The 12971-nt window shown below is 35.8% G+C and carries 12 protein-coding genes; all 12 read left to right on the forward strand.

Annotation, left to right across the window (positions count from 1 at the left end; genetic code table 11):
• Positions 1–119 precede the first annotated feature (119 nt).
• The 12 genes from CLV96_RS11680 (at position 120) to CLV96_RS11735 (ending at position 12969) form a co-directional block, all read left to right on the forward strand.
• The gene (locus CLV96_RS11680) at positions 120–1826 is read left to right on the forward strand and encodes a hypothetical protein (protein WP_004786500.1); all 1707 of its coding nucleotides are present in this window, start codon (positions 120–122) and stop codon (positions 1824–1826) included.
• The gene (locus CLV96_RS11685; RefSeq protein ID WP_134151972.1) at positions 1823–3850 is read left to right on the forward strand and encodes a 7TM diverse intracellular signaling domain-containing protein; all 2028 of its coding nucleotides are present in this window, start codon (positions 1823–1825) and stop codon (positions 3848–3850) included. The genes CLV96_RS11680 and CLV96_RS11685 overlap by 4 nt, the downstream gene beginning before the upstream one ends.
• Positions 3851–3950: 100 nt before the next feature.
• Positions 3951–5027: an alkene reductase gene (locus CLV96_RS11690; RefSeq protein ID WP_004784111.1), complete on the forward strand. Its 1077-nt coding sequence runs from the start codon at positions 3951–3953 to the stop codon at positions 5025–5027.
• A gap of 305 nt (positions 5028–5332) precedes the next feature.
• Positions 5333–5941: a beta-class carbonic anhydrase gene (locus CLV96_RS11695; RefSeq protein WP_004786984.1), complete on the forward strand. Its 609-nt coding sequence runs from the start codon at positions 5333–5335 to the stop codon at positions 5939–5941.
• 348 nt (positions 5942–6289) lie between these two features.
• Positions 6290–6643, forward strand: a complete 354-nt coding sequence (locus tag CLV96_RS11700) for an ArsR/SmtB family transcription factor (protein WP_004786391.1) — start codon at positions 6290–6292, stop codon at positions 6641–6643.
• A 1-nt stretch (position 6644) separates the two neighbouring features.
• The gene (locus CLV96_RS11705; RefSeq protein ID WP_004785425.1) at positions 6645–7610 is read left to right on the forward strand and encodes an SRPBCC domain-containing protein; all 966 of its coding nucleotides are present in this window, start codon (positions 6645–6647) and stop codon (positions 7608–7610) included.
• Between the two features lie 11 nt (positions 7611–7621).
• Complete coding sequence (locus CLV96_RS11710; RefSeq protein WP_004784598.1) at positions 7622–8002, forward strand: hypothetical protein; 381 nt, start codon at positions 7622–7624, stop codon at positions 8000–8002.
• The gene (locus CLV96_RS11715; RefSeq protein ID WP_004786622.1) at positions 7999–9390 is read left to right on the forward strand and encodes an MATE family efflux transporter; all 1392 of its coding nucleotides are present in this window, start codon (positions 7999–8001) and stop codon (positions 9388–9390) included. Before CLV96_RS11710 ends, CLV96_RS11715 begins: the two co-directional genes overlap by 4 nt.
• Positions 9391–9403: 13 nt before the next feature.
• Positions 9404–9823, forward strand: coding sequence for an iron chaperone (locus CLV96_RS11720; protein ID WP_004786713.1), 420 nt, complete (start codon positions 9404–9406; stop codon positions 9821–9823).
• Positions 9824–10020: 197 nt separating this feature from the next.
• Positions 10021–10770, forward strand: a complete 750-nt coding sequence (locus tag CLV96_RS11725) for a helix-turn-helix transcriptional regulator (protein ID WP_004786025.1) — start codon at positions 10021–10023, stop codon at positions 10768–10770.
• Positions 10771–10850: 80 nt separating this feature from the next.
• Positions 10851–11738 (forward strand): M24 family metallopeptidase, encoded by an 888-nt coding sequence (locus CLV96_RS11730; RefSeq protein ID WP_004784323.1) that lies wholly within the window; start codon positions 10851–10853, stop codon positions 11736–11738.
• Position 11739: 1 nt separating this feature from the next.
• On the forward strand, positions 11740–12969 hold the full coding sequence (locus CLV96_RS11735; RefSeq protein ID WP_004787074.1) for an SMP-30/gluconolactonase/LRE family protein: 1230 nt from the start codon (positions 11740–11742) through the stop codon (positions 12967–12969).
• Positions 12970–12971 lie beyond the last annotated feature (2 nt).

Consider the following 12971-nt stretch of genomic DNA (forward strand, 5'->3'; position numbering starts at 1 on the left):
CTTTATTTCGTTGGGTATGAATCTGGCTTGACTTACGTAGTATTCCTAGATAGATCTATACTCCCTGAAACGATATGTCTTGTTTATTTTGTCAGAAAGGATCCACTCAATTCTCTCGCATGGAACCAGTTCGTGATGAACGGGTGACATTCCAATTTCCAACGGATGATATCGTAGGAAATTCCCTGAATCAATTCAAGGAAATTTATGAATGTAAGGATTGTCATAGCCTTTGGTGGATCAAAACCAGAGGGACTGGAGATCCAAGATCCACCTATCCAGAGTTTTATGAGCAAACAGCAGAACGAATTGACGACCAGCGTTCAGAATTAATTCGTAATCCTACTGTTTCTCGTCTGATCGCTGCAAAGGAAACTTTGTTTCCTTACTCATTTTTTGATGAAGTTTTGGAGATTTTATCTAAAACTGAAACCGAAAAACTAAAAGTTTTATTTCTCAACCGAGATCCTAATTTACCTTCTACCGTGAAACGCTGGTTACGCCAATGGTTTCAAAGGGAATATCCATTAGAGTTCCAAGGGATTCAAAAAAAAGGGTTCCCTAAGTCTTCGCATTTACTATTTCGTTTGGAAGAAAATGAAACAGTATTAGTTTCGGAATTTATCGAAAGGGATCAATTTGTATGCATTACATTTAGTGAAAAAGATTATTTTATACAATCATTTGACCTCAATAAAAAAGAAATTCTTTGGAAGGAAAAAATCCAAAAACCTTTTGTCGAGGGGATAGACATTCCAATCCTTTTCTATCAATCCGGTTATCTTTGTTCTTACCAAGGATTCCAAAAAGGCTCGGAATATTATTCAAAACTAAATCGACCGGACACTCTTTGTATTTATGATCTTTCTGGAAAAATCATTCTATCAATCAAACTGGCTTTTCATTGTTATGAAATCCTCTCGACTGAAGAGCGTGATGTCTCAGAAAATAGAATTGTACATAACTTTAATTTTACGATTCTTTCTGATACTTTGTATCTTCCTTATCAATCACAAATCCTAGTTTACGATTTGAATTCTGGAAAATTAAAGAAAACAATCGCATTGCCAAAATTTGAAATTTTTTCTGGTAGAGTTTTTGAAACAGAGTCTGGAAATCTTTTGTTTCATACCTTGAAAGGTATTTTTGGAATCAGTCCTACCGGCGAAGAGGTTTTTCAATATTTTTCTCCTTTCCATCCAGTGTTTATCGATTCACAATTTCAATTTTATTTTTATTATGCGATTGTTGAATCGGCCAATACTGGAGAGAAAAAATTATTTGAACAAACCCATAGCTCGGGAATTTCTTTGGTTCGCGAGTTGGCATCTCCACCTGTAGAATTTCCTGGTGGGATTTATTTGCCATTTGTTTTAGATGGTTCGCTTCTTTTAGATTCTCAGCTAAATACCATCAAAGAACTTTCCTTCAGCACAACAGATACTCTTGGACCACATTCTTTTGGTAGCGCCAAATCACCAGTGATAGTAACGGAAGATCGGATTATCATCACAGCCGATTATTCTGGAGTTCGTATGATTGATTTTTTGGGAAATGTTGTTTTTGAAAAACAAATCCAAAGTGAAGTGATTTCCCTTTTTACCTTTGATGGAAAACATACAATTTTGATTTTGAGTATCTTTGATGAATATTGCGAAGAAGAACAAATTGAACTCACTTTACTCTCTCCCAATGGAAAAGAGCTGAAACAGAAAATTCTACCTGGTCCGAAAGGGTTGTCGGTGAGTTTTGATGGCATTTGTATTTTTACAAAAAACAATCAATTGTTCTCCATTGATTTATTTGAGACAGAAGAATCCAAATGATTTTTTTTCAGAAAAAAAGATTTCTCTTTGTATTGGTTTTGTTTTTAGGAACTTCTCAAATTGAGAGCGAGGAATCTATCATCGACATCAAGGATTGTGACGTTTCACCAATCTATTTAGCAAATTCGATATTAGTTTTGGAAGATCCAACAAATCGATTAAATTTCGAAGATATTATATCGCCAAAATATGAATCACAATTTTTAAAAGTAAAGTCTTCAAAGGAGGCATTTAATTTTTCTTATTCAAACTCTACCTATTGGCTGAAGGTTTCGTTAGAGAATCAAAGTTTCTCTTCTAAAGAGGTTACCTTTGTTGTTTCGTATCCAAGATTAGAAACTTTGGATTTTTATTTCCGTAACCCAAAAAAAATTAAAAAGATTTCTTCGGGTTATTCGGTTCCGATGGTGAATCGTCCTTATCAAAGTCGATTTTTTGTATTTCCAATTTCTTTTCCTGAAAATTCTCATGCGACTGTTTATTTCAAAGTAAAATCACCAAACTCTATCAATCTCCCCATTCAATTATGGAATAAAGATCTATATGAGAGGCATGAAATTAATGATCATGTTATTCAAGCCATTTATTTTGGAATTGCATTTGCAATGGCTCTGTTTAATTTGTTTTTGTTTTTTATACTCAATGATAAAAACTATTTTTTATATGTTCTTGTGGTTACGAGTACCGCAGTAACGATTGCTTCGCATAACGGAATTGCTTCTGAATATTTATGGAAATATTCTCCGTGGATGGACCAATATTCGGTGAATCTTTTTATTTCCGTCGTCTTAATCTTTTTTTTAATTTTTATGCGAAATTTGTTAAATACCAAGCAGATCATTCCTAAACTAGATCGATGGAGTTTTGTTTTTATTCTGATACAAATCGTATTACCTATTTTATACATTTATTCCTTCGAGTCCTGGATTAAAACTCTAGTGTTTAGTCATACAATTACATCTTTTTGGATTTTAATCATTGGTATTTTATGTTCGTTCCAAAGACAGAGAATTGCCTATTTTTTTCTCCTAGCCTTTGCATTTTTGTTTTTTGCTTTGATTCTTTCTACTTTGCGTGCGTTGGGTTATCTTCCTACCAATTCCTTTACCATTGACGGCCCACAATTTGGATCGGCTGCTGAAATGATGTTGCTTGCATTTGCGTTGGCGGATCGTTACCATACCATCATCAGAGAAAAAGAAACTGCGGAAGAACAAGTTAAACTTAATTTAGAAAAATCAAATTTTGACTTAGAAGAAAAGGTGAAAGAAAGGACCTTCACTTTAAATCGTACTCTCAATGCAATGAAACGAGACCTATTCGTTGCTAAAAAAATCCAAGAGAATTCTTTGGCTATTGATTCCAATCTTATCAAACAATTAAATTTAGTGTATCGTTATCTTCCTGTATCGGAAGTGGGTGGTGATTTTTTTGACTTAAGCCTACTAAAAGAATCAAAGTATAGAATATTAATCTCTGACGCCACGGGGCATGGGGTTCATGCAGCAATGATCACAATGGCAATCAAAGGATTGTATGACCCTATCAAAAACTTTGAATTACCACCTGCTAAAATTTTGGAGATTTTTAATGAAGAGTTTATGGATAACTTTGTTTCTTTGAATAGCCTTTTGACGGCAATGATCCTCGATATCGATTTAATAGAAAAAAAAATCCAATACGCCTCTGCAGGACATCCTTCGGCAGTGTTGCTAAAGAAAGAAAAAATCGAACTTCTTTCGAAAACGGGTAGGATGATAGGGCTTAAAAAACAAACCAGATACGAACAATCCGAAATTACTTTTGAGAAGGGAGATCGACTTTTTGTCTTTACCGATGGAGTTTTTGAGGCTTTCAACGCAAAAGAAGAAGAATTTGGCGAAGAATCTCTTTACCACCTCTTTCAATCCACTCGTATGCAAAGTCTGGATGAGGTGGTCGTCCATCTCCTAAAAACACTACAAAATTTCCTAAACGGTCAGGATCGTCAGGACGACTTGACCATCCTCGGACTGGATTTATAATTTTTTTGGGAAAATTAGTTTAATATTAAATAAATACAATATCAAATCACTTCATATCATAGTCTATTTCCTAAATAGTAAATCAATATTGGAGAACCTTGTGAAATCATTATTTTCAGAAGCGAAGTTAGGAAACCTTACCTTAAAGAATAAAGTAGTGATGGCCCCCATGACCCGTTCCCGTTCCATCGGAAACGTGCCAGGAGAAATCGTCGCAACTTATTATGAACAAAGAGCTGAAGCTGGACTCATCGTGACAGAAGGAACTTCTCCCTCTCCGAATGGTCTTGGTTATGCGAGAATTCCTGGAATTTTTTCAGAAGAACAAACCAAAGCCTGGAAAAAAGTCACAGACAAAGTGCATGCAAAAGGAAGTAAAATTTTTGTTCAACTTATGCATACAGGTCGTATTGGACATGAATTGAATTTACCGAAAGGTGCTAAAGTTTTGGGGCCATCGGCAATCCCTGCTAAAGGACAAATGTGGACTGATGTAGAAGGAATGAAAGAAAATGCGGTGCCGAAAGAAATGTCAAAAGCTGAATTAAAAGAAACTATCGAAGAATTTGTTTTTGCATCTCAAAATGCAATCAAAGCCGGCTTTGATGGAGTTGAATTACATGCAGCTAATGGCTACTTATTAGAACAATTTTTGCACCCATCTTCAAACAAACGCACAGACGAATATGGTGGTTCCATTGAAAACCGAATTCGATTTATTTTAGAGGTGGCAAAGGCAGTTAGTACCACTATCGGCAAAGAGAAAACGGCCATTCGTTTATCTCCATATGGTGCCTTTAACGATCTTTTCCCATTTCCTGAAACTCATGACGAATATTCATTGTTAGCTGAAAAGTTAAATGAAATTGGAATTGTATATATCCATTTAGTGGATCATTCTTCTATGGGTGCTCCCAAGGTAGAGCCAGAAACAGTTCAGAACATAAGAAAAGCATTCAAAGGAACACTCATCCTTAGCGGTGGTTATGATGCAGAACGAGCAGAAAAAGATTTATCTTCTGGTCTTGCGGACTTAGTTGCGTTTGGAAAACCATTCTTAGCTAATCCTGATTTAGTCACCCGGTTCCAAAAAAACATTCCTTTGGTTTCTTTTGATCAAACCACTTTGTATACAGCTGATGAAAAAGGTTATATCGACTATCCAATAGCAAGCTAACTACCATTCACCGTAAAACAGTAACGATTGTGTTTCTTTTTATGGTGCCTCAAATGAAAACAATAGCGGACTCTTATGGTGGCTGACCGGGCTACTACGGGGTCCGCTTTCGCTCCCGTCACCTACCATCTAACGTTGGCAGGTGACCAAGCCCTTCGTATCCCTGGCACAGAAATCTAATCTTAAAGAATTCATCTCCAGTCCTTTGGCCGTTTGCTAAATCCACTGTACAAATCTGAAACGGAAATCCGGAATCCAAGATTCCTTTTCTTGTCTACTTCGTTATAGTGAATTTTATTTCCATTATGTCGAACATACTCATCCAACAAGAAACAAGCAAAGTCCATAAAGAAGTCCTCGGTGCGAATGAAAAATACGCATCTGAATTTGGGAAAAAGGGAGAATTGGCCCTTCCTCCTGCAAGAAGTTTTACCATCCTCACCTGTATGGATGCAAGACTGGATCCAGCTAAATATGCAGGACTAGCCGAAGGGGATGCCCATGTGATCCGAAATGCTGGCGGACGTGCAAGTGATGATGCCATTCGATCTCTGGTCATTTCCTATAAATTGTTAGGGACCAAAGAATTCTTTGTCATCCACCACTCAGATTGCGGAATGCAACTTTTTACAGATCCCATCATACGGAACCTCCTTTCTAAAAGTTTGAAAACAGCGACCATTGATTCGAATGGATGGCGCAATTTAGAAGAATCTGGTGGCTCTGAAGAAGCGAAATTCATTCCTTTTTTGACATTTGAAAATTTGGAACAAAGTGTCATTGATGATGTCAAACGAATTCGAAACCATCCTTTGATTCCCAAAGACATTCCGGTTTATGGATATTATTACGATGTTAAAACAGGAAAGTTAGTCGAAGTGAAAGAAGCTTCGAAGATTGGAAGAGCATCGTAAATCCAAACGAACCAACCGTTGATTCAAAAAAGAATCTCCTTTTAATCCCAGCGAACAAGGATTCGTTGGGACCCTCCCTATATTCAAAAATATTTTTGAAAACAACATAAGAAAATTTCGAAACATGAACTTCTCTAGAATATATTTTTGATTCTTGAGAATTGTATTTTCTTCTCAGGGTTATTGTGGTAGATGGACGTCAATGGGTGGCGGGTCTAGTTCCCCTCCCTAATCGGGCGGGGATACCGATATCCAATCTGTACCTGCGAAATTCCCCGAACTTATAGCAAATCTCAATTGACAGAAGTTTGTGGTCTTATTAATTTAACCAAATGGTTAATTATCTAAATGGTTAAATTGCAAGATTCGGAAGAAACTCTCAATGCAACGTTCCAAGCATTAGCAGATCCAACTCGTAGAAAGATACTGATGCAACTTGTATCTGGTGAAGCAACAGTTCTCGAATTGGCCGAACCATTTCAAATGAGTCTCCCTGGGATTTCCAAACATCTAAAGGTTTTGGAAAAAGCCGGACTTATTGAAAAAGGGAAGGCCGCACAGTTTCGACCTTGTCGTTTAAAAGTGGAAGCGCTTCAGGAAGCCAATCAATGGCTAGAACAATATAAAAAATTATGGGAAGAGCGATTGGATCGTTTGGATGCATATTTAACCGAATTACAAAAATCGAAAGGAAATTATTAAAATGTTTAAATCAGAAACAAATTTGACACTAGAAGAGAAAACGGTCCGCATTGAACGATTGTTTGATGCTCCATTAAAGCTTGTTTGGGAGGTTTGGACAAATCCATTGCACATCCAAAAATGGTGGGGACCAAAGAGTTTTACAAATCCATCAGTGGAATTTGATTTTAAAGTAGGTGGATCGTATCGAATTGTTATGCGATCTCCTGAAGGAGTCGATTATCCAATTTTTGGAAAATTTTTAGAAATCACTCCATTCCAAAGTTTTGTCATTAGCGATTTAGTAGACGAACATCCTGATGAATGGGTAGCCGAAGTTCAAAAGATGGCAGGAGTTACAGGAGATCGTGAAATACTCAATTCAAAGTTAAGAGTGTTGTTTGAAGAAATTGATGGTAAAACAAAAGTTGTTCTCCTCACTGAATTTGCAAATAACCAAATTCGAGATGGATTTGCTCAATCTGGTATGAAGGAAGGATGGTCCGAGAGTTTTGAAAAATTAGAAATAAATGCCTTACCAAAACCCAATGAAATCTGTATGGAGAAAAAATTGAATCACTCTCAAGAATTGATTTTCAATACACTTTCTAATCCATTGACGATAGATCAGTGGTGGGGTCCAAGTGGATTCAAAACAACAACTGAATCAATGGATTTTCGAATTGGGGGGAAATGGATTTTTACCATGGTAGGACCCGATGGGACAATTTATCCAAATGTAATTGAATATAAGGAAATTAGGAAATTCGACTACATGGAATACATACATGGTTCAGGTGATGTAAATAAAAAGGATGATTTTTTGGCCAAAATATTTCTAATTGCTCTCGGTGAGAACGAAACAATTGTAAAAATGCAACTGGCTTTTCCTGATACAAACGTTCGAAATGCGGTTGTTGCATTTGGTGCAATAGAAAGTGGACAACAGACACTTTCAAAACTTGATCAGTTCTTAAATCTAAAATAGGAAAAGTATAAATGTTAAAGAGTTTCATTGCAATAGTTGTTGGATTATTATCCAACGTAATTCTTTCAGTACTTTGTGATACAATCCTTAAGGTACTAAATTTACTTCCTTATGATCATATGTTTGTATCAACTCCTTTGGTTTTGTTTGTATTAGGGTATCGAATCATATTCAGCATTTTTGGATGTTATTTGACTGCTAAATTAGCTCCACAAAACCCAATGAAACATGCATTTATCTTAGGTGGTATTGGTTTATTGTTCGGAATTGCAGGTGTCGTATTTGCTGGTCATCTTGGACCTTGGTGGTATGCATGGTCGCTCGTGGTTCTCACTCCTCTCATTGCTTATATAGGTGGTAAACTTTATGTATTACAGGAAAAATCTAAATGACAAGTGCTAGTTTATGGCAAGATCTAAAAAAGGCTCTCGCTGGTTCTGAAGAAGATTATACAGAAGTTAGCATTCGAAAAGCTGTGTTTCTACTCTCAGTTCCAATGGTTTTGGAGCTTGTATTAGAATCAGTGTTTGCCGTTGTTGATATTTATTTTGTTGGAGCTTTGGGAGCATCGGCAATCGCAACTGTTGGTCTTACTGAAACTTATTTATTTCTATTGTATTCCGTTGCAATGGGTTTGTCTTTTTCAGTTACTGCTATCATTGCAAGGAGAATTGGAGAAAAAGAAAAAGACAAAGCAGGTATAGCGGCAATTCAATCCATCTGGATAGCCATCCTTGCTTCCGTTCCTTTTGCAATTGCTGGAATATTTTTTTCAAAAGAACTTCTCAAACTAATGGGTGGAGACGAGTGGGTTTTGACAGAAGGATACCATTATATGCAATGGATGTTAGGTGGAAATATTGTCATCGTACTTCTCTTTCTTATCAATGCGGTTTTTCGTGGAGCAGGGGATGCCGCTATTTCAATGAGAGTGTTATGGGTATCTAACGGTCTCAATATTGTTTTAGATCCTATTTTTATTTTTGGTTGGGGACCAATACCAGCTTACGGAATAACAGGTGCTGCAATTGCCACTAACCTAGGTCGTGGGGTAGGAGTTCTTTTCCAATTATGGCTGTTATTTCAAGGTGGAAAACATATCAAAATCTTGAAATCACATCTAAAATTAGAATGGGAAACCATACAGGGAATCTTAAAAACCTCACTTGGTGGGATTGGACAAATGATTGTTGGGATGACATCTTGGATCTTTATTATGAGAATACTATCGGAGTTCGGGAGTCAAACGGTTGCCGGAGCAACCATAGCATTAAGGACGATGATGTTTACCATGATGCCTTCTTGGGGGATGTCTAACGCAGTTGCTACGTTAGTTGGTCAAAACTTAGGAGCAGGTAAACCGGATCGTGCGGAACAATCCGTTTGGTTTACTGGTTTTTGTAATATGGGGTATTTAATTCTTGTATCCATTTTTTACTTTTTTTGGAGTGAAAACTTAATTTCCATTTTCTCAAATGACGAGGAAGTCATCGCAATTGGTGGTAAATGGTTACAAATTGTATCATACTCATATTTTATTTATGCATGGTGGATGGCTGCAGGACAAGCTTTCAATGGTGCGGGAGATACAATCACTCCTACAAAAATTAATATCGTTTTCTTTTGGGTCATTCAAATACCTTTAGCCTATCTATTAGGAAAACATTTCGATTTTGGCTCCACAGGTGTATTTTGGTCTATTATGATTTCAGAATCTTCTGTAGGAGTGTTTACTCTTTGGTTATTCACGAAAGGAAATTGGAAACAAACAAAAGTATAGAGAGAATAAAGTTATGAAATCAGAGGTAACAAAATCAATTGATGAATACATAGGAAGATTTCCAAAAGATGTGCAAGAAATTCTTCAAAAGGTTCGAAGTACGATCCAAAAAGAAGCGCCGAATGCATCAGAGAAAATTAGTTATGCGATGCCAACATTCGAACTAAATGGAAACTTGGTGCATTTCGCAGCTTACGCAAATCATATTGGTTTTTATGCGCTTCCTTCTGGAAATCTTGCTTTTCAAAAAGAAATTTCTAAATATAAAAATGGGAAAGGCTCAATTCAATTTCCATTAAAAGAGCCGATTCCCTATGATTTGATCAAAAAAATTGTTAAATTTAGAGTTAACGAAAACTTAGAAAAATATAAGAAAAAAAATCAAAAAAAAAAGACTACAAACTTAAAAAAACCAATCTCGAAAACATTGTAAATACTGATTTGTTGTTTCTTCGATGTTATTACTTTTTATTTTAATAAAAGTAATCTTTCCATAAGAGCATCGTTAAGATATATTTCGATTTACAAGAGAAGATTTATCATAAAAGTTAATCCATCTGTTTTTGTGAATGAGGACCATAAATGGAGTTTGAAAACAAAAGCATACTTTATTTATGGAATAGTCGTGTTATGTTTGCAACCAACAATATGCAAACTGATTTTCATTCACATTATGCAGCAACATTAGCTATCTCTTTAGAAAAAAATATAACAATCGAAACTGAATTAGGAAAAGAAGAATATCGAGTGGCTTTAGTTGGCCCAAATACGTATCATCGAACTGTGTCGCCTGGAGTAGAAATGGTCGCATTGTTGATAGATCCAGAAACGTATGAATTTGGATCTATTTCTGAATCTATTTCTTCTGGTGAAGTCAAACGATTGGAAATTAAAAAATTTTTGCCATTAATCGAATCGTTATGGTCATTGTATTATGGCGATTTAAATAATTACGAAGCAACACAGCTCCAGATTAATTTACTTCGAACGGTCTATCCATTTGAAGAATTAAAGACTTCAATCGATCCAAGAATTCTAAAAATTGCTAAAAAAATTCGGTTGGAAGTTCCAAATCGAATTCGAATGAAGGAAATAGGAAAAGATTTTTCTATTTCAGAAGATAGATTGATTCGCTTGTTTAAAGAAAATTTAGGAATCCCTCTGCGAAGGTACCTGTTATGGGTTCGTATCTTGCGTGCAGTGAAAGAAATAAAGGCAGGTAACAATCTTACCGATGCAGCCCATGCAGCAGGATTTTCTGATTCGGCCCATTTCTCAAGAACCTTCAAAGAAAATTTTGGATTTATACCCTCTCTTTTTTTTGGTCACCTCAAAACTGCCGACGTTCGATTTTGTGAATCCGATGAAAGTTTTCATTAAATTTTAAAAATACCGGAATCGTTCAAGCAGAGTTTTTTATATTTTGTTATTCTTTTTTTCTACTAAGGAAAAAAAGACCCATGCCATTACTGCAAGAAAAAGGCTTATTATCAAAATTATCATCAAAACTTTCAAAACTTAGCTCTGAATCGATTCGAATTCCTACTCTAGAAGAAAAAAACGGATTTTTAAAAGCTCAAAAACTTGCTTATGACTGTGTTACTACCGTTGAGAAGGAAATGTTACCAGGTTGGACAGAAAAACAAACAGCAAAAAGAATGGATGAGTTTCTGCTAGATCACGGAGTAAAAACATTTTTACATCGACCATTTGCTTGGTTTGGTGAACACGCAAGGTTTGACGGATACAAACGATTCACTCAATTTCATCCAGGTAAAAAGCGATTGGTTGAGGAAGAATCTTTTATTTTGGATGTATCACCGGTGGTCGATGGATATATCGGCGATATAGGTTATTCTTCTTCTTTAATCAAAAATTCTGAACTTGACTCCGGGATGAAATACCTATTGCAACTTCGTGAAGAGATCCCAAAATATTTCAGTTCTACAATGACTCCATCAGAGATTTGGTGGAAAATTGATTCCGATGCAAAACAATCTGGTTTCGATAATGTACACTCGTTATATCCTTTTGCTGTTCTTGGACATAGAGTATATAAAGTAAATCTTCCTAATGTTTCTTTTCCTTTGTTGCCAGTGAGTTTTGCAAGTTGGTTTAGCTTGCAAGGGTCTATTAAATTTTTATCTCACAAAGTTTTACCAGAATTATTAACTCCAGACCATCAGGGTAACAAAGTGGGTTTATGGGCAGTGGAGCCACATTTAGGGAAAGGTAAAACGGGATTTAAATTTGAAGAGATTTTAGTCGTAGAAGAAAACAATGCCTATTGGTTAGACGATGAAGTCCCACATGTAAAAAAATACCAAATATTGAACGGAAAGAACTAAAATGAAAACTCAAAAATACTATTTTTTTCTAATTATATTCGCTATTGGTTGTAATACAGATAATATTAAAATTGGAAAAGCATACAAATTAGGACCAGTACCAAATACTATTCAGGACGTAACTAAACCCGATCCATTTTTACAAAATTTGAATGTCACCATGCCGCTGTTACCTGGTCATGATGATCTTATCTTTAACAATCAAGATCAAGTAGCTTATGCATCTGGAATGGATGGTTGGATCTGGAAATTAGACTTTCAATCAAACCTTGCAACCGCGTGGGTAAAACCGCCTGTTAATCCTGCCGGATTACAATTTTCAGACAAAAAGAAAGAGTCTATTTTGTTTTGTGCTTCAAAACTCGGAGGAGTTACCTACGACGATTCACAAAAAGTTGGATTGTATGAAGTAAATATTAAAACAAAGTTAATGACTTCTATTCTTCTTTCTCTACCAAAAATAGAAAATTCTGATTTTGAAATTGTTTATTCCGAGTCGAAACGCCCGACTTTTTCGTTACATTCGTTAAACGAATACAATTCGAGACCTTTTTCTTTATGTAACGATCTAGCTGTTTCAAATGATGGGAATCGAATTTATATTTCAGAGCCATTTGAAAGAGTGAACGCAGCCATGGGAAGTGGAGCTGTACCTGAAGCAATCGGCCTTTTTCCTCATGGTAAACTATGGATGTATGATAGAAAACAAAAAACTATTTCTTTAGTGATGAATGGTTTTACGTTTGTTGATGGAATCATCATTGCAGAGCATTCCGTTACAAAGGAGGAGTCTGTAATTATAACAGAAACTACAAAATTTCGAATTATAAAAGCCAACATAGGTGGTAAAAAAGAAGGTACATTCGAGGTACTTTTTGATAACTTACCTGGTCTTGCAGATGGATTAGAGCGAGATTCTAAAGGAAGAATTTGGGTTGGTATCATTAAACCAAGATCCGGTCTTGTGAATTTTATCCATAACAATCCCTGGATAAAATCATTTTTGCTATCTCTACCCCAACGAATTTTACCCATTGCAAAGAAAACAGGAATTATGGTATTGGATCCAACAGGAAAAAAAGCGCTCTATTATGCAATGCATGATGGCACAAAAATCAAGGACATATCTGTCGCCGTGCCTAATGAAGATTCAGTATATTTCCCTTCGTTTGATACCGCTTCCTTTGGGTTGTATTCAATTTCCACAAACAAACTTTTATTAGGTGAGTAATT

This window comes from Leptospira meyeri, from assembly GCF_004368965.1.
GTDB classification, from domain to species: domain Bacteria; phylum Spirochaetota; class Leptospiria; order Leptospirales; family Leptospiraceae; genus Leptospira_A; species Leptospira_A meyeri.

Coding starts and splice junctions, on each gene's coding strand:
- CLV96_RS11680 (WP_004786500.1), top strand. CDS start 120: ATGGAACCAGTTCGTGATGAACGGGTGACATTCCAATTTCCAACGGAT.
- CLV96_RS11685 (WP_134151972.1), top strand. CDS start 1,823: ATGATTTTTTTTCAGAAAAAAAGATTTCTCTTTGTATTGGTTTTGTTT.
- CLV96_RS11695 (WP_004786984.1), top strand. CDS start 5,333: ATGTCGAACATACTCATCCAACAAGAAACAAGCAAAGTCCATAAAGAA.
- CLV96_RS11700 (WP_004786391.1), top strand. CDS start 6,290: ATGGTTAAATTGCAAGATTCGGAAGAAACTCTCAATGCAACGTTCCAA.
- CLV96_RS11705 (WP_004785425.1), top strand. CDS start 6,645: ATGTTTAAATCAGAAACAAATTTGACACTAGAAGAGAAAACGGTCCGC.
- CLV96_RS11710 (WP_004784598.1), top strand. CDS start 7,622: ATGTTAAAGAGTTTCATTGCAATAGTTGTTGGATTATTATCCAACGTA.
- CLV96_RS11715 (WP_004786622.1), top strand. CDS start 7,999: ATGACAAGTGCTAGTTTATGGCAAGATCTAAAAAAGGCTCTCGCTGGT.
- CLV96_RS11720 (WP_004786713.1), top strand. CDS start 9,404: ATGAAATCAGAGGTAACAAAATCAATTGATGAATACATAGGAAGATTT.
- CLV96_RS11725 (WP_004786025.1), top strand. CDS start 10,021: ATGTTTGCAACCAACAATATGCAAACTGATTTTCATTCACATTATGCA.
- CLV96_RS11730 (WP_004784323.1), top strand. CDS start 10,851: ATGCCATTACTGCAAGAAAAAGGCTTATTATCAAAATTATCATCAAAA.
- CLV96_RS11735 (WP_004787074.1), top strand. CDS start 11,740: ATGAAAACTCAAAAATACTATTTTTTTCTAATTATATTCGCTATTGGT.